General features: G+C 71.4%; 17 protein-coding genes and 3 pseudogenes. 8 read left to right on the top strand and 12 right to left on the bottom strand.

The window, feature by feature from the left end:
- Positions 1-64: 64 nt before the first annotated feature.
- The 4 genes from TU30_RS01630 to TU30_RS33380 form a co-directional block, all read right to left on the bottom strand.
- Positions 65-1,189: an SRPBCC domain-containing protein gene (locus tag TU30_RS01630; RefSeq protein ID WP_042163480.1), complete on the bottom strand. Its 1,125-nt coding sequence runs from the start codon at positions 1,187-1,189 to the stop codon at positions 65-67.
- 126 nt (positions 1,190-1,315) lie between these two features.
- Positions 1,316-3,046, bottom strand: coding sequence for a polyamine aminopropyltransferase (locus TU30_RS01625; RefSeq protein WP_078878036.1), 1,731 nt, complete (start codon positions 3,044-3,046; stop codon positions 1,316-1,318).
- Positions 3,047-3,164: 118 nt separating this feature from the next.
- The gene (locus TU30_RS01620) at positions 3,165-3,683 is read right to left on the bottom strand and encodes a DUF2617 family protein (RefSeq protein WP_042163478.1); all 519 of its coding nucleotides are present in this window, start codon (positions 3,681-3,683) and stop codon (positions 3,165-3,167) included.
- Positions 3,684-4,076: 393 nt separating this feature from the next.
- On the bottom strand, positions 4,077-4,328 hold the full coding sequence (locus TU30_RS33380) for a hypothetical protein (protein WP_078878035.1): 252 nt from the start codon (positions 4,326-4,328) through the stop codon (positions 4,077-4,079).
- 138 nt (positions 4,329-4,466) lie between these two features.
- On the opposite strand from TU30_RS33380, the gene TU30_RS01615 reads away from it, so the two are divergent.
- Positions 4,467-5,672, top strand: a complete 1,206-nt coding sequence (locus tag TU30_RS01615) for a pyridoxal phosphate-dependent aminotransferase (protein ID WP_042163476.1) — start codon at positions 4,467-4,469, stop codon at positions 5,670-5,672.
- A 31-nt stretch (positions 5,673-5,703) separates the two neighbouring features.
- Here the strand turns inward: TU30_RS01615 and TU30_RS37920 are convergent, their stop codons facing one another.
- The 3 genes from TU30_RS37920 to TU30_RS01605 are packed head-to-tail and all read right to left on the bottom strand — an operon-like array spanning position 5,704 to position 6,336.
- Positions 5,704-5,799 (bottom strand): type II toxin-antitoxin system RelE/ParE family toxin, encoded by a 96-nt coding sequence (locus tag TU30_RS37920; RefSeq protein ID WP_267889318.1) that lies wholly within the window; start codon positions 5,797-5,799, stop codon positions 5,704-5,706.
- Positions 5,800-5,801: 2 nt separating this feature from the next.
- Entirely contained in the window at positions 5,802-6,074 is a 273-nt protein-coding gene (locus TU30_RS37915; RefSeq protein WP_042163474.1) for a type II toxin-antitoxin system RelE/ParE family toxin, read from the bottom strand.
- Positions 6,067-6,336: a type II toxin-antitoxin system Phd/YefM family antitoxin gene (locus TU30_RS01605; protein WP_042163472.1), complete on the bottom strand. Its 270-nt coding sequence runs from the start codon at positions 6,334-6,336 to the stop codon at positions 6,067-6,069. Before TU30_RS01605 ends, TU30_RS37915 begins: the two co-directional genes overlap by 8 nt.
- A gap of 109 nt (positions 6,337-6,445) precedes the next feature.
- On the opposite strand from TU30_RS01605, the pseudogene TU30_RS01600 reads away from it, so the two are divergent.
- A pseudogene (locus TU30_RS01600) lies at positions 6,446-6,877 on the top strand (aminotransferase class I/II-fold pyridoxal phosphate-dependent enzyme); the annotation flags it as partial.
- A 26-nt stretch (positions 6,878-6,903) separates the two neighbouring features.
- On the opposite strand, the gene TU30_RS01595 reads toward TU30_RS01600, so the two are convergent.
- On the bottom strand, positions 6,904-7,344 hold the full coding sequence (locus TU30_RS01595) for a Uma2 family endonuclease (RefSeq protein WP_234307730.1): 441 nt from the start codon (positions 7,342-7,344) through the stop codon (positions 6,904-6,906).
- Positions 7,345-7,375: 31 nt separating this feature from the next.
- On the opposite strand from TU30_RS01595, the pseudogene TU30_RS36720 reads away from it, so the two are divergent.
- The 6 genes and pseudogenes from TU30_RS36720 to TU30_RS35105 form a co-directional block, all read left to right on the top strand.
- Positions 7,376-7,507 (top strand): annotated as a pseudogene (locus TU30_RS36720) (aminotransferase); the annotation flags it as partial.
- Between the two features lie 167 nt (positions 7,508-7,674).
- Entirely contained in the window at positions 7,675-7,932 is a 258-nt protein-coding gene (locus TU30_RS01590; protein ID WP_042163469.1) for a type II toxin-antitoxin system Phd/YefM family antitoxin, read from the top strand.
- 9 nt (positions 7,933-7,941) lie between these two features.
- On the top strand, positions 7,942-8,202 hold the full coding sequence (locus TU30_RS01585; protein WP_042163467.1) for a Txe/YoeB family addiction module toxin: 261 nt from the start codon (positions 7,942-7,944) through the stop codon (positions 8,200-8,202).
- A gap of 479 nt (positions 8,203-8,681) precedes the next feature.
- A pseudogene (locus TU30_RS01580) lies at positions 8,682-11,362 on the top strand (DEAD/DEAH box helicase).
- Positions 11,359-12,663, top strand: coding sequence for an SWIM zinc finger family protein (locus TU30_RS01575; RefSeq protein ID WP_042163464.1), 1,305 nt, complete (start codon positions 11,359-11,361; stop codon positions 12,661-12,663). Before TU30_RS01580 ends, TU30_RS01575 begins: the two are co-directional and overlap by 4 nt.
- A 44-nt stretch (positions 12,664-12,707) precedes the next feature.
- The gene (locus TU30_RS35105) at positions 12,708-14,549 is read left to right on the top strand and encodes an aminotransferase class I/II-fold pyridoxal phosphate-dependent enzyme (protein WP_158719287.1); all 1,842 of its coding nucleotides are present in this window, start codon (positions 12,708-12,710) and stop codon (positions 14,547-14,549) included.
- Positions 14,550-14,663: 114 nt separating this feature from the next.
- Here the strand turns inward: TU30_RS35105 and TU30_RS01565 are convergent, their stop codons facing one another.
- The 4 genes from TU30_RS01565 to TU30_RS32760 form a co-directional block, all read right to left on the bottom strand.
- Positions 14,664-15,194 (bottom strand): YbjN domain-containing protein, encoded by a 531-nt coding sequence (locus TU30_RS01565; RefSeq protein ID WP_042163462.1) that lies wholly within the window; start codon positions 15,192-15,194, stop codon positions 14,664-14,666.
- Between the two features lie 192 nt (positions 15,195-15,386).
- Positions 15,387-17,984, bottom strand: coding sequence for an ATP-dependent chaperone ClpB (clpB, locus tag TU30_RS01560; protein WP_042163458.1), 2,598 nt, complete (start codon positions 17,982-17,984; stop codon positions 15,387-15,389).
- 938 nt (positions 17,985-18,922) lie between these two features.
- A complete protein-coding gene (locus TU30_RS01555) occupies positions 18,923-19,258 on the bottom strand; it encodes a hypothetical protein (protein ID WP_042163890.1) in 336 nt (111 codons plus the stop codon).
- Between the two features lie 3 nt (positions 19,259-19,261).
- Positions 19,262-19,525 carry a hypothetical protein gene (locus tag TU30_RS32760; RefSeq protein WP_234307729.1) on the bottom strand — a complete coding sequence of 88 codons (264 nt, stop codon included), beginning with the start codon at positions 19,523-19,525 and terminating at the stop codon, positions 19,262-19,264.
- Positions 19,526-19,592 lie beyond the last annotated feature (67 nt).

Raw genomic sequence — 19,592 nt, 5'->3', positions numbered from 1 at the left:
ACCCTACTGGGGTGATCAAGGGTGCCTCCGCCGGCCGGCCCGGCCCCACCCCCGGCCACGGGTGTCAGCGGCGCCTGCGAAGGGCCCGCACCGCGACGATCGCCGAGGCCACCGCCAGGGCCGCCGCCGGGGCGGCCCAGCGCAGGGGGGCGACGGCGGAGACGGTCTGGGGGCCGGGAACCGGCGCGTAGCGGCCCCGGGGCGGAGCGTGGTCCACCTCTTCGGCACTGCGGCCGATCATGGTGCGGCGCGCGTGCGCGGCCTCGGCGACGGCGTCTTCATCCGCATCCGCGTCCGCGTCCGTGTCCGCCTCCGTTTCCGTGACCCTGTCCGCGCCGACGGAGTCATCGGCCCCGTCCGCGTCGCCCGCCGGGCCCGCTGCCCCGTCCACTGTCTCCTCCGCCGTCTCGCCCGTCTCATCCGTCTCGTTCGCGTCGTTCGTGTCGCCCGTCTCGCCCGTGTCGTCCCGGAGCCCGGGTCCGAAGGCCGGAGAGGGCTTCTCCGCGTCGAAGACGGAGGGGGCCGAGGAAGCCGAGGACGGCTCCGGGGCGGGAGGCTCCTCCGAGGAGGACGCCCCCTCCGCGGGCGTCTCCCCCGCGGGCGCTTCCCCCGCGGATGTCTCACTCACGGGCGTCTCCCCTGCGGGCACCCCCTCCGTGGATGTTTCCCCCGCGGGCACTTCCCCCACAGGTGTCTCCTCCACAGGCGCTTCCCCCGCGGATGTCTCACTCACAGGCGCTTCCCCCGCAGGCGTCTCCCCCGTTGTCCCCGTCGACGTGCCCAGATTCGCCGCGAAGCGGTTCAGGAGGCGGGCCACCGCCGAGGCCACCGCGTCCGGCGGCAGCTCCTCGACCCGGCCGCCGGCCGTCGCCGTGCCGTGGACGGTGAGCGTGGCACCGCCCTCCGCGGCCCGCAGGGTCAGCCTCAGCCCCAGTTTCACCGCGCCGGTGCCGCGCGCCTCGAGTCCCTCGCCCTCGACGGCGTAGGAGCCGTCGTCCCGCCGGGACACCCGGACGGCGCCCCGGTAGGTGATGGAGTGGCTGCCGATGCGGACCTTGAGCCGGCCGGTGACCGGCTCGGCACCGGCCTCGTGCTGGAGCCCCGGCACCGCGCGGGCGACCCGTGCGGGATCGTCCAGCGCCTCCCTGAGCCGCTCCACCGGAACCGGAACGAACACCTCGTGCTCCATGACTGCGGAGCCTACCCACGCGAACGCCGGGCTGTATCCCCGTCGGCGCGAAAGGACCATCGGACGCGGCCCGGTGGGCCCGCCTCAGCGGTCTCGGTCCAGCGGTCACGGTCCAGCGGTCACGGCTCAGCGCGCGTACCGGGGATGGATCAGTGTCGACGGCGGGAGACCGGGGACGCGGGTACGTTCGACGGCCCGCGCGCCGGCGGCCAGGGAGCTGTCGGTGAGGGTGCGCGGGCGGGGGCCGGACGGGTCCAGGCGCAGCTCGGGGGCGGTACGGGCGGCGAGGACGAAGCCCCGGTCGCGCAGGGCGCGGGTGGTGTCCGCCGGGGTGCGGCCAGGCCCGTCGACGGGACCGGCCTGTCGGCCGCCCGTGCCGTACGGGGCGGTGCGGAAGCCGGCCGAGCGGATCGTGGACTCCACCGTCCAGAACGCCTCGGGCCGGGACGCCACCGGCCCGGCGTGCACCACGAGCCGCCCGCCCGGGGCGAGAAGGCGCCGGGCCAGGCCGTAGAACTCCTGCGAGTACAGCTTGGTGCTCGCGGTGATCTCCGGGTGCGGCAGATCGGAGACCACCACGTCGTACGCGGCCGGGGGCGCCCCGCGCAGCCAGTCGAAGGCGTCCTCGGTGGTGACGCGTACACGCGGGTCGTCGAGGGCGCGGTCGTTCAGTGCGGACAGGGCGGGGTCGTGGCGGGCCAGCCGCACCACGCCCGCGTCGAGTTCGACGACGTCGACCCGCCGCGCGCCGGAATGGCGCAGCACCTCGCGGGCGGCCAGCCCGTCGCCGCCGCCGAGGACGAGTACGCGCGCGTGCGGTCCGGCCATCGCGGGGTGCACCAGGGCCTCGTGGTAGCGGAGTTCGTCCCGGCTGCCGGCCCGCAGCCGGCCGTCGAGGAACAGGCCGAGGGACCGGCCGTCCCGGTCACCGGTGAGCACCACTTCCTGCACGTCGGTCCGCAGGGCCACCCGGACGTCCGAGCCGTACATGGCGTGGCGGGCGGCCCGTTCGAAGTCGTCGACGAGGACGGTGGCCGAGGCGAGGACGGTCAGCACGCAGAGGTTGCCGACGATCAGCAGGCGGCGGGCGCGGCGGGTGAGATCCCGCCGGAACAGACCGAGCACCAGCGCGCCGCCGACCACCGTGTTGACCGCGCCGGTGATCAGGGTCCCCGTCAACTGGCCGAGGAACGGAAGGAGAAGGAACGGGAAGGCGAGCCCGCCGACGAGGGCGCCGACGTAGTCCGCGGCGAACAGGTCGGCCACCGCGCCGCCCGCGTCCTGGCGTCGGATCCGCTGGATCAGCTCCATCAGGAGCGGCACCTCGGCCCCGATCAGCAGGCCGACGGCCAGCGAGAACACGACCAGCAGGACAGGGGGCCCGTACGCCCACGGACCGCCCCAGCCGCCGGTCCATGCGAAGACGGCGTACAGGGCCATCGCGCTGCATCCGCCGACCAGGGCGAGGGCGGCCTCGACGGCTCCGAAACCGGCCGCCGCGTGCCGCCGCAGCCGCTTGGCGCCCAGCGAGCCGATGCCCATGGCGAAGACCATGACGGACAGCACGACGGATGCCTGGGTGACCGAGTCGCCCATCAGGTACGCGGCGAGTGCGACGAGTTCGAGTTCGTACACGAGTCCGCAGGCCGCGCAGACGAACACACCCGCGAGCACCAGGAACCGCCCGGTGCCCGGCCGCACGGGCAACCGCAGAGAACCGCCCGGGCCATCCCCGCCACCGCCCCCGCCCCCGCCACCGCTTCCGCCCACGCCCTCGCGACTGCCGTCGCTACTGCCGCGTGGCCTGCCCGGGGACTGCGTGGAGCCGGGCGGAGCGGGGGCCTGCGGTTCGATCACCCTGCGACGTTACGTTACGCCTCAGCAGCGGAACGTCACCCATGCGTGTGATGTTTACTCACCCTTGCCCGATTTCAGTACGAACGGAAAAGATTCCACACGACACACACGACACCGCTCACACGCCCGCCTTCACCCGCACGCCCACCCTTGTCCGGGTCGCCACCAACTGACCGTCCTGCGGGTAGGCGTGCCAGGTCCGCCAGTGGACCCGATTCTCCTGGCGCTGGGCGAGCATCGCGGTGAACGCGTGCGGGCTCCCCGGAAACACGCCCGCGAGACCGTGCGGATGGTCGGAGACCAGGGCGAGCAACTCCTGGGCGCGGCCCGCGAAGGAGCCCGGGGAGAGCATCTCCACGCGGGCGGCGAACTCGTACTCCCAGTCGCCCACCCGGGTGGCGACGCCCAGGGGAAGGGGTGTTCTGCTGCCCGGGATGCACGCCACCGTCTCCGAACAGACCCCTTGCTCCTCCTCCAGCAGCACCTGGTGGGAGGCGCCGAGGAGCCGCAACTGGACTTTGGCCCGCGCCAGTTCGAGGTCGAGCGTGGCCAGCGCGGGCAGCGGCTCGCGCCCCAGGACCCAGGCGAGGTCGGCCGCGCGCGTGTCGGTGTAGGCGGTGGTCAGGGTCGTGAGCATGGATCGGCTCCGCAAGCGCACATGGAGAGGGGGTGGGAGGGGGAGATACGGGCGTCCGTCGCACCCCGGTCATACCGGAGGGTTCGGCTCGCCAGCCCGGCCGGCCGGTCGGATGAGGTCCGCAGGGAGTCCGAGGGCTGTGCTGGTAAGGGAGAGGGAATCACGAACTATGGTGCCGCCACAGCGTTTTTACCCAACTTCGTGCGGTTTCCATCCCCTCGGGGGCTCCTCAGATCACCTGTTCAAGGTGTCGGGCACGGCGCATGCCTGGCGCGCGCTCTGGCGCACATCCGGCGCGCATCCGGCGTACAGCGCGACAGTGGGGCCCGCCAGGCGCGGACCCCACTGTCTCCCGGGACGGGCTGCCCCGGCCCTCCTGCCTCCCCGGCTCCGTCAGCTGCCGCTCCCGCCGCATCCTCCGCCGCCCCCGCAGGACGATCCGCCGGAGCTTCCCCCGCCTCCGTCACCGTGCGACGAGCCGCAGGAGGCGGCGACGGCCCCGCCGCCCGCCCACCAGCTGCCGCCGCTGTCACTGCCGCCGCTGCCGCCGCGACGCGGCCGGCTCGCAGGGCGACGGCGTCCCGCCGCCACCGCGAACACGACGCCCAACGCGAAGACCAGGGTCAGGATGATTCCGATGACCATGACGCCACCGTCCTTTCGTCCCCCGTGATTCCCCCGAAGCGACCCCCGTGGGTGCCTCGCTCACGTGTGTGGACGGGAGATGCCCGATGCCCGCACGGCCCAAGCCGGAGTTGAGCAACTCCAGAGGTTCGGCGCAGGATGAGCCGCATGACCTCCAGCGCGCGTCCCCTCCTGAACCGCCGGCTCGCCGAGTTCGGGACCACGATCTTCGCCGAGATGTCCGCCCTGGCCCTGCGCACCGGCTCCATCAACCTGGGCCAGGGGTTCCCGGACACCGACGGCCCGAAGGAGGTCAGGGAGGCGGCGGTGAAGGCACTGCGGGACGGCCGCGGCAACCAATACCCGCCCGGCCCCGGCGTCCCCGAACTGCGCACCGCGATCGCCGCGCACCAGCAGCGCCGCTACGGCCTCTCCCCCGACCCCGACACGGAGGTCCTCGTCACCGCGGGCGCCACCGAGGCGATCGCCGCGGCGCTGCTCGCCCTGCTGGAGCCGGGCGACGAGGTGGTCGCCCTGGAGCCGTACTACGACTCGTACGCGGCCTGCGTCGCGCTGGCGGGCGCCACCCGCATACCGGTCACCCTGCGCCCGCGCGAGGGCCGCTTCCACCTCGACCTCGACGAACTGCGCGACGCCGTCACCGACCGCACCCGCCTGCTGCTGATCAACACCCCGCACAACCCGACCGGCACCGTCCTCACCCGTGAGGAGCTGTCGGTGATCGCCGCGCTGGCGGTGGAACGCGACCTGCTGGTGGTCACGGACGAGGTGTACGAACACCTGGTCTACGACGACGCCGAACACGTCCCCCTGTCGACCTTCCCGGGCATGCGCGACCGCACGGTCACCATCTCGAGCGCCGGCAAGACCTTCTCCTTCACCGGCTGGAAGGTCGGCTGGGTGACGGCCGCGCCAGCGCTCGTCACCGCCGTGCGCTCGGCGAAGCAGTACCTCACATACGTGGCGTCCGGGCCGTTCCAGTACGCCGTCGCCGAGGCCCTCGCGCTGCCGGACACCTACTTCGAGGGGTTCCGCGCGGACATGCTCGCCAAGCGGGACGTACTGGCGGCGGGGCTGGCGGAGGCCGGGTTCGAGGTGTTCCGGACGGCGGGCACGTACTTCATCACCACCGACATCCGCCCCCTCGGCGCTGTGCTGTCCAAAGACGGCGACGGCTTCGCCTTCTGCCGCGCCCTGCCGGAGCGCGCCGGCGTCGTCGCCATCCCGAACGCCGTCTTCTACGACCACCGCGAGGCCGGCGCCCCCTTCGTACGCTTCGCCTTCTGCAAGCAGACGGCCGTGCTGGAGGAGGCCGTCTCCCGCCTCAAGACACTCAGCGCATAGGGCCTGGACCGCGTGGTCGTATCGGGAGTGCTCAGGTGTCGTAGACGGTGGAGCGATGCCCGACGTGGACGACCCACACCACCAGCTCGCCGTTGTCGATTGTGTAGATCACGCGGTAGTCGCCCACCCTTAGGCGGCGCCGGTCGGGCTGGGAGTGGAGCGATGCCCGACGTGGACGACCCACACCACCAGCTCGCCGTTGTCGATTGTGTAGATCACGCGGTAGTCGCCCACCCTTAGGCGGCGCCGGTCGGGCTGGGAGACGAGGGCCGTGGTGTTGAACCCCGTCGGGTCGCTCTCCAGCTCAGTCAGCTTGGCCAGAATGCGGAGGGCCATGTCTCGCGGAACCTTGCGGAGTTCGGCCTGAGCCTCGGCTCGGAAGACGGTGCGGTACTCACTCACTGCGCGCCAGCGTCTCCCTCATGATGTCCTCGATCGGGATGCCGGGCGCCGGGTCGGCCATGCGCTCGTCGATGATCCGGTTGATCTCGCGCTCTTCCCACTCCTGGTATTTGCGCAGCACCTCGATGGACACCACGGCGGCGACCTGCTTACCGCGCCGAGTGATGACGGTGGGTACATCATCCCGGTCGGCCCGCTCAACGACCTCGGCCAGGTGTGCCCGCACATCGCGGATGGACTCTATGGGCATCGGCTGCGACATGCGCCCGAGAGTACCGGGTGTCTCATATGTACACAACGGCTCACTGTCACTCGGGGGTGCGCAGCTCTGTAGGCCCGTATGTGAATGAGTGCGTGAACAGGGAGCGTCCTGGGTGACGGGAACCCCCGAACTGGTGGCGGCGGTCCGCTCGGCGAAGCAGTACCTGACGTACGTCTCAGCGGGCCCTTTCCAGTACGCGGTCGCCGAGGCCCTCGCGCTGCCGGACGCGTACTTCGACGACTTCCGCGCCGACCACCGGCGCAAGCGCGACCTGCTCGGCGACGGCCTGCGTGCGGCCGGGTTCGAGGTCTACCGGCCCCGGGGCACGTACTTCATCACCACCGACATCGCCCCCTTCGGCGAGAAGGACGCCTATGCCTTCTGCCGCGCCCTCCCCGAACGCTGCGGCGTCGTCGCCGTTCCCGTATCCGTCTTCTACGACGACCCGGAAGACGGCCGCAGCCAGGTCCGCTTCGCCTTCTGCAAGAGGGACGACGTTCTCCACGAGGCCGCCGGCCGACTGCGACGCCTGGCGCCCTGAACCCACGAACCGCGCCGCCGGGTGCCCTACGTCAGCGGGCGCCGGCCTCGGGCTCGGAACGCGGGAGTTCGTCGAGGTCGAGGGTGAAGGTGCGGCCGTCGGCCAGGGGGATGGGGGGGCTTGCCCGTGCCGTACTTGTGGGTGTGTGCCGCGATGCAACCGGTGGCGGTCGGCTGGGTGTGGAGGACGACTTCCTGGGCGTAGGGGTCCACGACCAAGTAGATGGGGATGCCGTAGCGGCCGTACTTCGTAGTGCAGTCGTCGTAGTCCTTGCGTGCGGAGGAGGTCGAGACGACCTCGGAGATCAGCAGGACGTCCTCGAAGCTGTAGCGCTTGCCCTCCCGGCGGGAATCCTCGCGGAGGATCGCCAGATCGGGGGCGGAGTTCTCGTCGGCGGGTAAGTCGATGCAGACGTCCGAGGCGGTCTTCGCGTGGCGTCCGAGGGACACGACCGTGTCGTACTGCATCGGCTTGATCGTGCTGCATCGGCTTGATCGTGCCATCCCCACGTCGGCCTTCCACGACCACCGGGAGGCGGGCGCCCCGTACATCCGCTTCGCCTTCTGCAAGCGCACCGAGGTACTGGTGGACGTGGTGGACGCGACGGAACGGCTCCGCAAGGCATTCGCGCACCGACCGCCGTCCTGCGGGGCTGGTCGTCGCATTCCCCGTTGCCTGCCACACCTCACCCGCCCGGAACCTTCACGCCGGAGGCCGCCCGGTCGCGGCCGTTATTCCGGCGCTTGTCGCACCACAGTGGCCGACGTACAATTTCCTGTACGTAAGGAGGGCCGATCGTGAAAACCATGACGTACTCCGAGTCGCGCGCCCGGTACGCCGAGGTACTCAACTCCGTCACCGACGACCGCGAAGAGGTCGTCATCACCCGGGCCGGACATGAGCCGGTCGTCATCGTCTCCCTTGAGGACTACGAGTCCCTGAAGGAGACGGCGTACCTGCTGCGAAGCCCGGCGAACGCCCGGCGCCTGCTCGCGTCCATCGACGAGCTGGAGAACGGCGGCGGCACCGTGCGCGAGCTGGCGACCGGAGAATAAAGGCCGCGAATGAAGATCACCTTCTCCTCCCGCGCCTGGGAGGACTATCTGTGGTGGCAGCTTCAGGACCGGAAGATCCTGAAGCGCATCAACACGCTCATCGCGGACATCGCCAGAAACGGCAACGAGGGGATCGGCACACCGGAACCGCTCAAGCACGGATTCCAGGGCTACTGGTCGCGCCGCATCAACGACGAGCACCGACTGATCTACAAGGCCACCGAGGACGGCGTCCTGATCGCACAGTGCCGCTACCACTACGAGAGCTGACAGGACTCAACCGGATCGAGCACAGCACCTGCTGACACCGGTGTCACGCGGCGATCACCCACTGGCAAGGGAGTGCGACCACAGAAGTGCCGCAACCGTCCCCGGCGGGTGCCGGTGGCATCTTCCCGCACTGCGCCGAGTGAGCGAAGCACTTCTGGCACGCGCTGTCCGTCTGCGCGGATAGCCTTACCCACCGAGGGCTCGCGGGCGGCTCGCGTCCTCCCGAACAGTTGCAGGAGCCTGTGCCAGGAGTGGGCGTAGTGGTGAAGGTCCATCGGTCGGCAGAGCCCGGATCGACGACTCCGGACCGGGAGCGGATGTTCACTCGGTTGCCGGAGCTCGCCCTGAGCAAGGCGGTGTTCCTTCCCGCGGATCCGCCCCGGATGGGACGGATGGCGTTCTGGACGCCCGGGAGTGAGCCGCCGGACCTCGGGGTGTAACCCGAGGAACTCACCGTGGTTCGCCCGCACGGTTCGTCCGTGCGCCGGGCGCGGGTGGTCGCCGTGCTGCTGCCGGTGGAGCAGGCGCTGCCGCTGTTGACCCGCTGCCGGGCACTCGGTGCGGACGGCAGTGGGCGGGCGTCGGCCGGTACCGCGTTCTGGGGCACAGCTGCCATGCTGGGATTGCAGTTGCTCGCCCGGGGCCGGATGCTGCCCGGGGTGTCGCCGGAAGGATTCGACGCGTGGCGGGCCGGCCCGCTGGACACCGAGGACCGCGAGCGGTTGGCTTCCCTGGCCGCCGCCATGCCTCCGGAGGCCCGCGCGGTCGCAGTTCCCGGGCTCTCCCCCTCACGCTTCCGGCGGCCGAGCCGCTGCTGCGGGCCTTCCTGGACGCCGTGGCCGATTCCCTCGCCCGCCCTCCCGCCGCCCGCCAGGTGACTGGCGGACCGGCGTTCGCGGTCCGAGCTCCGCAGTCCGTGCCCGAGCAGCGAGGCTGGGCGGCGGAGGTCGCCGCCGGCCGCGACGCAGGTCTGGCGGTGTCGCTGCGGCTGGAACTGGGCCGCTCGGACTCCTTCCGAGCCGTGGTCCAACTGCGCAGCCTGGCCGATCCCACGGTGCTCGCCGACGCCGCGGACCTGTGGTCCGGCAGCGCCAGCGCCCCCGAACTGTTCGGTCCACGGGCCAAGGTGGACACGCTGCTGATGCTGCGCCGGGCCGCCCGTGCCTGGCCCCCAGCCGGCCGGATGCTGGACTCCGCCGCCCCGGCCGGTCTGGAGCTGTCCGACGAGGAGGCCCAGGCGCTGCTGGGCGACGCGGCGGAAAGCCTCGCCGCCGCCGGGGTCGCCGTGCACTGGCCCAAGGAGCTGGTTCGCGAACTGACCGCCTCCGGAGTCCTGGAACCCGTACGCCCCCAGGGGACGCAGTCTGCGGCCGAGTCTTTCCTGTCCTCCGGCGGCCTGCTGGACTTCCGCTGGCGGGTCGCGCTCGGAGACCGGGAACTCACCGAGGAGGAGCTGGAACGACTGGTCCAGGCTCACCGGCCGATCGTGCGGCTGCGCGACCAGTGGGTGGTCGTGGACCCGGAGCTGGTCCGCCGGCTGCGACGGGCCGCGCAGTCCAGGACGGCGACGTTCACCGCGATCGACGCTCTGGGCGCCGCGCTGACCGGTAGCGTCGAAGTGGACGGCGAACAAGTGGCGGTCACCGCGAGCGGCGTACTGGAAGAGCTGCGCTCCCGAATCGCCGCCCCCGAGGCCCGCGCCGCGCACGAGCCCCAGGGACAGCCGAAAGCCCTGGCCGCAACCTTGCGCGACTACCAGCTGCGCGGCCTGAACTGGCTGCACCGGATGACCTCGCTCGGCCTGGGCGGCTGTCTCGCCGACGACATGGGCCTGGGCAAGACCGTCACCCTGATCGCTCTCCACCTGCGCCGCCAGGAACGGAAGACCACTGCCGGCCCGACCCTGGTGGTCTGCCCTGCCTCACTGCTCGGCAACTGGGAGCGCGAGATCCAGCGCTTCGCACCGGCCACCCCGGTGCGCCGCTTCCACGGCCCCGGCCGCGACCTGGCCGGCCTCGACGGCGGAGCGGACGGCGGCTTCGTCCTGACCACCTACGGGACCATGCGCCGCGACGCCGAACGCCTCGCGCAGCACTCCTGGGGACTGCTCGTCGCCGACGAGGCCCAGCACGTCAAGAACCCGCACGCGCTCACCGCCCAGGTCCTGCGCCGGATCCCCTCGCGGGGGCGGGTAGCGCTGACCGGCACCCCGGTCGAGAACAACCTGTCCGAACTGTGGTCACTGTTCGACTGGACCACCCCCGGCCTGCTCGGCACGCTCACCTCCTTCCGTGACCGCTACGCCACGGCCGTCGAGGGCGACCGCGACGAACAGGCCGCCCGGCAACTGTCCGCGCTGGTCCGCCCTTTCCTGTTGCGCAGGCGCAAGTCCGACCCCGGCATCGCGCCCGAACTGCCACCCAAGACCGAGACCGACCAGCCGGTGTCCCTGACGAAGGAACAGGTCTCGCTGTATGAAGCGCTGGTACGCGAGCTCATGACCGAGATCGAGGAGAGGCAGGGCATCGCCCGGCGCGGCCTGGTGATGAAGCTCCTCACCGGCCTGAAGCAGGTCTGCAACCACCCCGCGCAGTTCCTGAAGGAATCCGCGGGCGCCAAGCTCCCGGGCCGCTCGGGGAAACTGGAACTCCTGGACGAACTCCTGGACACCGTCCTGGCCGAGGACGGGTCGACCCTGGTCTTCACCCAGTACGTGGCCATGGGCGCGCTGATCGAGCGCCACCTGGCCGACCGCGGAGTGGACACCCTGTTCCTGCACGGAGGCACCACGGTCAAACGCCGCGAGGAGATGGTCGACGCCTTCCAGGCCGGCGAGAAGAAGGTGTTCCTGCTGTCCCTCAAAGCCGCCGGGACCGGTCTGAACCTGACCCGGGCCGGACACGTCATCCACTACGACCGCTGGTGGAACCCGGCCGTGGAGGACCAGGCCACCGACCGCGCCTACCGGATCGGACAGACACAGCCGGTCCAGGTACACAGGTTGATCGCCGAGGGCACCGTGGAGGACCGGGTCGCCGAGATGCTCCGCCAGAAGCGGGAACTGGCCGACTCGGTGCTCGGCTCGGGCGAGGCTGCCTTCAGCGAACTGAGCGACACCGAACTGACCGAACTGGTCACGCTGCGAAGGACGGGACGATGACCAGGCGCAGCCGGCCGGGCACGTCGGCCGCCCGTACCTTCGAGGCGCTCCCGCCGACCAAGGGCAGCCGCGCGCCCTTCGCCGAGTCCTGGTGGGGCCGCGCATGGCTACGCTCCCTGGAGGAGTCCTCCCTGGACTCCGGCCGCCTCTCGCGCGGCCGGACCTACGCGCGCGGCGGTGCGGTCGGACCGGTCACCATCGCCCCCGGCTCGGCCGCCGCCCCGGTGCAAGGCAGCCACCGCACCCCGTACCGCTCCACGGTCCAGGTCGAGCAGCTGACGGACCGGCAGTGGGACCAGCTGCTCGACATGATCGCCGAGCGGGCCGCCAACATCGCCGCGCTGCTGGACGGCGAGATGCCCACCGGGCTCGCCGACGACGCCGCAGCCGCCGGTGTCCCGCTGCTGCCCGGCCCCCGGGACCTCGACCCTGGATGCAGCTGCCCCGACTGGGGCTACCCCTGCAAACACGCCGCCGCCCTCTGCTACCAGGTCGCCCGACTCCTGGACCACGACCCCTTCGTGCTGCTGCTCCTGCGGGGTCGCGGCGAGCGGGAGCTGATGGACGAGCTCGGCCGCCGCAACACCGCCCGCGCCTCCGCCGCATCCGCGGCGGCCGCAGGCGCGGGCCCGGCCGCGCTCCCGGCCCGGCCCGGTGATCCAGCCGGGCCCACCTTCGCCTCCCGTACCGCGCTACCGCCCCTGCCCGGCCCGCCGCCGCTCCCCGATCGGCCCGGCCGCGGCCCCGCGCTGGTGGATTCCGCCGTCCCGGAGTCCGGTCTGGACCCGGCAGCCCTGGAACTGCTCGCCGTCGACGCCGCGGCGCGTGCCCACCACCTCCTCGCCGGAGCTCTCGGCGCACGGCACACCGACACCGCCCCACCCGCCCCGCTCACCGAATGGCAGGACGCAGTCCGCCTCGCCGCCACTCACCCCACCCTGGACGTCTTCGCCAGGATCGCCTCGAACTGCGGCCGCACCCCCGACGAGCTCGCAGCCGCCACCCGTGCATGGCGGCACGGCGGCGCAGCATCCCTGGACGTACTGGAAAGCCCCTGGAACCCACCCGCCTCCCACCTGAAACGTGCCCGCGAAGCGCTGCGCGCAGACTGGGCCGACGGCAGACCACCCCGGCTCCGCTCCTGGCGCAACCGCTGGACCGTCGAGGGCCACGCCGCACAGCTGCGCCTGGGCCGCGACGGACTGTGGTACCCGTACACCAAGGACCGGGGCACCTGGTGGCCGGCCGGACCGCCCGACGCCGACCCCGCCGTCGTCCTGAGCACACTCCTCGCAGCCTGACCCTCGCCGCATACAAATAGGCGTGCGAATAGGGAGTGGCCTGGGTGACGGGTACGCCCGAGCTGGTGACGGCGGTGCGCTCGGCGAAGCAGTACCTGACATACGTCTCCGCGGGCCCGTTCCAGTACGCCGTCGCCGAGGCCCTGGCCCTCCCCGACACCTGCTTCGACGCCTTCCGCGCGGACATGCTGGCCAAGCGGGACCTGATCGCGGCGGGCCTCACGGAGGCGGGCTTCGGCGTCCTGCGGCCGGCCGGCACCCACTTCACCACCGCCGACATCCGCCCCCTCGGCGAAACCGACGGCGAAGCCTTCTGCCCCGCTCTCCCGCAACGCGCCGGCGTCGTCGCCATTCCCACGTCGGCCTTCCACGACCGCAAAGAGGCCGGGGCACCGGGCGGACAGCGCCGCGTCACCGAGCCCGACGGCGCGACTGCGGGACCGGGAGGGGCCCCGCTCGGGGGTGGCGGGCCGTGGCTGCTCGGCAGCGCGAACGCGCCGGCCGTCAGGGGGCGCCGCGAAGCCGAAGGCCTCGAAGCTGTAATCGAGGCCCCAGGAACGACCGCGCGAGCACGCTTCAGCTTCCCTCGGTTTCCCTCGGGTGCCTTCGGGTTTCTTCGGGCGCTTGTCCATCCTGCAAGCCCCCGACAGGTCGGGGGGGGCGGTCCGGATGGCCGGTGGAAGGGGGAGTGTTCCTACCTTCGGACCATGGTTCTTCGTCGCTTGTCGTCGTCCGCCGCCGTTCTGGCGCTGACCGTGGCGGTTTCCCCGTCCGCGGCGGCCGCGCCCCCCATGCCGCACCCTTCTCCTGTGGAGCAGTTCCTGCAGCACGGCGCCGACGCGCTGCGCGACGCCGGAGTCACGGGGGTCTCGGTCCGCCTGGAGACCCCTCGGGGAGCCGCCACCGCCCGCTCCGGTGTGGGTGACCTGGTCGGTGGCCGCCCGGTTCCCGAGGACGGCTATCTGCGTCTGGGCAGTGTCACCAAGACGTTCGTCGCGACCGTGTTGCTGCAGCTGGTGGACGAGGAGCGGCTGGCGCTCGACCAGACGGTGGAGCGATTACTGCCCGGGGTGGTGACCGGCGCCGGCAACGACGGTCGTACGATCACACTCCGCGATCTGCTGCAGCACACCAGCGGGCTGTACGACTACACGGCCGACGTGTTCCCCGACCCGGGCGTGGAAACCTACTACGCCCGTCGGTGGCACGCCTACCGGCCGGACCAGCTGGTCGCCATGGCCATGCGCCACGAACCGGTCTTCCCTCCGGGAACGGACTGGGAGTACTCCAACACGAACTACGTCCTCGCCGGGATGGTCATCGAGAGCGTCACCGGCCGCTCCTGGGAGCAGCAGGTCCGCGAGCGCATCCTGCGCCCTCTCGGGATGCGTCACACGGACATCCCCGGCCCCCGGCCCTTCCTGCCGCAGCCGCACGCGGCCAACCACCAGCAGTTCGCCCCGGACGGCCCGATGGTCGACACCACGATTCCCTACCGCCCCTTCGACCTGGGGGCCGACGGAGCAATGACGGGCACGGCCCGTGACCTGAACCGCTTCTTCACCACCCTGGCCCGGGGCCGGCCGCTGGAACCCGCCACCCTCGCCACCATGCGGACCACCGTCCCCATGCCCGAGGACAGTGGCCATCCCGTGGGCACCCGGAGCGGGCTGGGGCTGTTCTTCACCCCCCTGTCCTGCGGTGGCGGTCACCTCGGTCACGGGGGAAGCGGCTTCGGTTATCTCGTCCGGGCCGCCACCACGACGGACGGCCGCCGCAGCATCACCGTCTCCGTGCACAGCCGCCCGGGAGATCCGGACACGGCGGCCCGTCAGGAGAACCTGCTGCGCGATCTCGTCGACCGTGCCCTCTGCCGTCCCGCGTGAGAAGGATCCCGGGCAGTGGGCCCGGTGAGGAGACCGAAGGAGCCCGGCTCCGGGACGACCTCGGGGGTCGGTTCCGGAGCCGGGCTCCTTCGTGCCTGCGGCGGGGGCGAGTGGCTACTCGCCGTCCTCGGGCTTCTCCGCCTCGTTGACTTCCTGCTCCAGGCCGAGCTGCTCGACGAGCCACTTGTCGAACTCGATCGCGGCCCGTACCCAGCTGACCGTCGACGAGACGAAGTGCTCCAGGCTGACGCCCGTGCCGATCAGCATCTGGGCCTCGCCGATGAGGCGGACCGTGCCGTCGTCATGGGTGTGGGTGTAGACCTTGGGCCACAGGGTGCGGCGGTTCCAGTCGTCGATCGACTCGAGGAGCTGCTGCTTCTCCTCAATACCGTGCGGCCGGTCGTAGAAGGTCCGCACGGAGAAGATCTGCTGGTCGCCCTCCCCGCGGAACATGAAGTAGGTACGGAACTGCTCCCACGGCGCCGCGAGGTCTCCCTCGTCGTCGACGACGTACTTCAGCTCCATCTGGTCGAGGAGCTGCTTCACGAGGTCCTGATCCGGGACGACGGGGCCGGCGGGGCCCTGGGGCTGCGGCTCCGGCTGCTGGCCCCCGAAGCTGGGAATCGAGGACGGGTCGATGGACATGCTGGGACACTCCTGCGGTCGTCTGGCGTCCGGCCGTGGATGGGACCAGACGTACGTCCCACCCTCTCTCTCTTGGCACGTGCCGGGCAACCTGCCTGGCCGACGGGTCGCCCCCACGCACCGGTCTCCATGATCACATCCGGGTCGTCCGGTGTGGTCACGGAGACCGTGGCGTCCGTGCCTCCGGGGGTGCTACAGCGTCTTGCCCGTGGCCGGGCCCACCAGGAGGCCCTCGCCGGCGCGGTCCACGCGGACCGTGTCGCCGTCCTTGATCTCGCCGGACAGGATCTCCTTGGCGAGCCGGTCCCCGATGGCGGTCTGCACCAGGCGGCGCAGCGGGCGGGCGCCGTAGGCCGGGTCCATGCCCTCCTCCGCCAGCCAGGCCAGCGCCTCGGGGGTGATGTCCAGGGCGAGCCGGCGTTCGGCGAGGCGCCGGCCCAGCCGGTCGAGCTGCAGTGCGGCGATGCGCTCCAGCTCGGGCTTGGTCAGCGCGGAGAAGACGACCAGGTCGTCGAGCCGGTTGACGAACTCCGGCTTGAAGGAGGACCGGACCACTTCCAGGACCTGTTCCTTCTTCTGCTCCTCGGTGGTCAGCGGGTCGACGAGGAACTGGCTGCCCAGGTTGGAGGTGAGGACCAGGATCGTGTTGCGGAAGTCGACCGTGCGGCCCTGGCCGTCGGTGAGCCGGCCGTCGTCGAGCACCTGGAGCAGGATGTCGAAGACCTCCGGGTGCGCCTTCTCCACCTCGTCGAGCAGCACCACGCTGTACGGGCGGCGGCGCACGGACTCGGTGAGCTGGCCGCCCTCCTCGTAGCCGACGTAGCCGGGCGGGGCGCCGACCAGGCGGGCCACGCTGTGCTTCTCGCTGTACTCCGACATGTCGATGCGGACCATCGCCCGCTCGTCGTCGAAGAGGAAGTCGGCGAGCGCCTTGGCCAGTTCGGTCTTGCCTACGCCGGTGGGGCCGAGGAAGAGGAAGGAGCCGGTGGGGCGGTCGGGGTCCGCGATCCCGGCGCGGCTGCGGCGTACGGCGTCGGAGACCGCCCGTACGGCCTCGCTCTGGCCGATGAGCCGCTTGCCCAGCTCGTCCTCCATGCGCAGCAGTTTCTGCGTCTCGCCCTCCAGCAGGCGGCCGGCGGGGATGCCGGTCCAGGAGGCGACGACGTCCGCGATGTCGTCGGAGCCGACCTCCTCCTTGACCATGGTGTCCCTGGCGACCTCCTCCTCGGCCTCGGAGGCGGCCTCCAGGTCGCGTTCCAGTCCGGGGATCTCACCGTAGAGCAGCTTGGAGGCGGTGTCGAAGTCGCCCTCTCGCTGCGCGCGTTCGGCCTGGCCGCGCAGTTCGTCGAGCTTCTCCTTCAGCTCGCCGACCCGGTTCAGGGACTGCTTCTCCTTCTCCCAGCGGGCGTTGAGGCCGCGCAGTTCCTCCTCCTTGTCGGCGAGGTCTCGGCGCAGCTTCTCCAGCCGCTCACGGGAGGCTGCGTCGGTCTCCTTGCCGATCGCCAGCTCCTCCATCTTCAACCGGTCCACAGCGCGCTGGAGTTCGTCGATCTCGACGGGCGAGGAGTCGATCTCCATGCGGAGCCGGGAAGCCGCCTCGTCGACGAGGTCGATGGCCTTGTCGGGCAGGAAGCGGGAGGTGATGTAACGGTCGGAGAGGGTCGCGGCCGCCACCAGCGCGCTGTCGGCGATCTGCACCTTGTGGTGGGCCTCGTAGCGGCCCTTCAGGCCGCGCAGGATGGCGATGGAGTCCTCGACCGACGGCTCGGCGACCAGTACCTGCTGGAAGCGCCGTTCCAGCGCCGGGTCCTTCTCGATCCGCTCGCGGTACTCGTCGAGGGTGGTGGCGCCGACCATGCGCAGCTCACCGCGGGCGAGCATCGGCTTGAGCATGTTGCCGGCGTCCATGGCGGAGTCGCCGCCGGCACCCGCGCCGACGACCGTGTGCAGCTCGTCGATGAAGGTGATGATCTGCCCGTCGGAGTCCTTGATCTCGGCGAGGACCGTCTTCAGCCGCTCCTCGAACTCGCCGCGGTACTTGGCCCCGGCGACCATCGCCCCCAGGTCGAGCGCGACCAGCCGCTTGTCCTTCAGCGACTCGGGCACGTCGCCCTTGACGATCCGCTGCGCGAGCCCCTCGACGACGGCGGTCTTGCCGACGCCGGGCTCTCCGATGAGCACGGGGTTGTTCTTGGTGCGGCGGGACAGCACCTGCACGACCCGCCGGATCTCCTGGTCCCGGCCGATCACCGGGTCGAGCTTGCCCTCCCGGGCGGCCTCGGTGAAGTCGGTCCCGAACTTCTCCAGGGCCTTGTACTGACCCTCGGGGTCGGCCGTCGTCACCCGGCGCGCTCCTCTCGTCTGCTGGAAGGCTGCCTGCAGCTTCTTCGCGGTGGCGCCCTGGCCGGACAGCACCTCGCCGGCGGCGCCGCCCTTCGCGGCGATGCCGAGGAGCAGGTGCTCGGTGGAGAGGTACTCGTCGCCCAGGTCACGGGCGCGGGACTGGGCGTCCGCGATGACGGCGAGCAGCTCACGGTTGGGCTGGGGCGGGGCGACGGTGGACCCGGCGACGCTCGGCAGCCCGGCGAGGACCCGCTCGGCCCCGGAACGTACGGCGGCCTGGTCGGCGTCGGCCGCGGCGAGCAGGTCGGTGATGTTCTCGTTGTCCTGCCCTTCGAGCAGAGCGAGCAGCAGGTGGGCAGGGGTGAGGTCGGGGTGTCCCCCGGTCAGGGCCCGATTGCCGGCTGCGTTGATCGCGTCCCGGCTCCGGTTGGTCAGCTCGGCGTCCACGTTCGCGTTCTCCTCCTTGCGATCACCGTTCAGCGGCCTTCAGGGCTGATTCGGCTTGGCTGACTCTGCCAGCGTACACAAAATTGAGTCTATTCCACTCAAGGTGCAGACGGGAGGCCCGAACGCCCCCGACCCCGGATTCCGTCTCCCGGCTCCCCCCCCCTTCCGGCCCTCCGCTCCCGGCTTCCCGCTCCCCGCTCCCCGCTTCCGGCTTCCACCTTCCGGCACCCCGCTTCCCCGCCTCCCGGCACCCGGCTCCCCGCTCCCGGCTTCCCGCTCCCCGCTCCCCGCTTCCGGCTTCCGCCTTCCGGCACCCCGCTTCCCCGCCTCCCGGCACCCGGCTCCCCGCTCCCGGCTTCCCGCTCCCCGCTTCCGGCTTCCGGCTTCCGGCGCGGTCGACACCCGTGCACGCGGACATGGATACGGACGCGGATGCCGATACGGATCAGACGATGCCGATGCGGGTCGGACATGGACGCGGACACGGCCGCACTCGGAGCCATGAGGTGAGGCAAGCACGAGGGAAGCGCGAAGGCGCAGGGCCGACGTGAAGGCACGGGGTCGACGTGAAAGGCGCGCGACGGACCCGCACGCGGGGGACGCCAACCGCGGTTCGTGGGCGACACTGGAGGGGCGACGGCCCGTCGCGCGGACCGGCCGAAAGCGCGCGGCAGAGGTGCGGGCGGGGCGTCGCGGGCGGGCGCGACCGGCACCGGATCCGGCGCGGGAGACCATGGAGATCGCTCACGGCGCGAGGGGGCAGGGGTGATGCCGCGGTGACGGTTCGTACCGCCCGACAACCGGTTTCGGCCATCACCGGACGCTGCCCATACCCGGAAATGTCCCCGAAAACTGCAGTGGCGTCACCGTGTTCAGGTCACGGTGACGCCACTGCCGGGGGAAGCACCTGCGCGATCTTTTACGACGGGGGAATCGCGTCAGGCACTGCGGGGGGTGGCCGAGATGGTCCGAGCAGCGGGAGAGTCGGACTCCACCTGCTCATGGTCCCGTTGGTCCAGGTTCACGAAGATCATTCCGTACCGGATGGCACACCGCACGGGCTGCGGCGCCCCACGGGGCCGCCGCAGGCACCGGTACGCCCGTACGTCCTGATCCTCGTCGCGCGTGACGACGACCGGTTCACCGAACACGGTCACCATCAGCGAGTCACCGCTGTGGGGGATGGCGGTGACCAGGTCGATGAAGTGCCATCCGGACCGGTAGGCGGTGGCCATCTCGCGACGGAAGGATCGGTCGTCGGGAGGCGTGGTCATCACTCAGCCCCAACTGCTGTCGTCCGCAGCCGTGGGATTGACCACACCCCAACTGCTGTCGCCCTCGGTCATGGGGCTGACCACACCCCAACTGCTGTCGCCCTCGGTCATGGGGCTGACCACACCCCAACTGCTGTCACCCCCGACCGCGGACTGGACGGCCACCGCCGGTCCCCAGCTGCTGTCCGCCCGGACGTCACCCTTCGCGCCGGCCGGGCCACTCAGCGCCCCGAAGGCCACGACGGCGGAGAATGCGGCGACAAGCACCGAGCGAAGCGTTCTCTTGCGCATAGTCGGCTTCGTCCTCACTCGAAGATCACCCTTTTCCCCCGTC

This window comes from Streptomyces sp. NBRC 110035 (assembly GCF_000829695.1).
GTDB lineage: Bacteria > Actinomycetota > Actinomycetes > Streptomycetales > Streptomycetaceae > Streptomyces.
This window is presented reverse-complemented; position numbering and strand designations above follow the sequence as displayed.

Bases quoted from the DNA above. Each gene is read 5' to 3' on its own strand.
- TU30_RS01630 (WP_042163480.1), bottom strand. From the start codon at position 1,189: ATGGAGCACGAGGTGTTCGTTCCGGTTCCGGTGGAGCGGCTCAGGGAG.
- TU30_RS01620 (WP_042163478.1), bottom strand. From the start codon at position 3,683: ATGCTCACGACCCTGACCACCGCCTACACCGACACGCGCGCGGCCGAC.
- TU30_RS33380 (WP_078878035.1), bottom strand. From the start codon at position 4,328: ATGGTCATCGGAATCATCCTGACCCTGGTCTTCGCGTTGGGCGTCGTG.
- TU30_RS01615 (WP_042163476.1), top strand. From the start codon at position 4,467: ATGAGCCGCATGACCTCCAGCGCGCGTCCCCTCCTGAACCGCCGGCTC.
- TU30_RS01605 (WP_042163472.1), bottom strand. From the start codon at position 6,336: ATGTCGCAGCCGATGCCCATAGAGTCCATCCGCGATGTGCGGGCACAC.
- TU30_RS01595 (WP_234307730.1), bottom strand. From the start codon at position 7,344: ATGCAGTACGACACGGTCGTGTCCCTCGGACGCCACGCGAAGACCGCC.
- TU30_RS01585 (WP_042163467.1), top strand. From the start codon at position 7,942: ATGAAGATCACCTTCTCCTCCCGCGCCTGGGAGGACTATCTGTGGTGG.
- TU30_RS01575 (WP_042163464.1), top strand. From the start codon at position 11,359: ATGACCAGGCGCAGCCGGCCGGGCACGTCGGCCGCCCGTACCTTCGAG.
- TU30_RS01565 (WP_042163462.1), bottom strand. From the start codon at position 15,194: ATGTCCATCGACCCGTCCTCGATTCCCAGCTTCGGGGGCCAGCAGCCG.
- TU30_RS01555 (WP_042163890.1), bottom strand. From the start codon at position 19,258: ATGACCACGCCTCCCGACGACCGATCCTTCCGTCGCGAGATGGCCACC.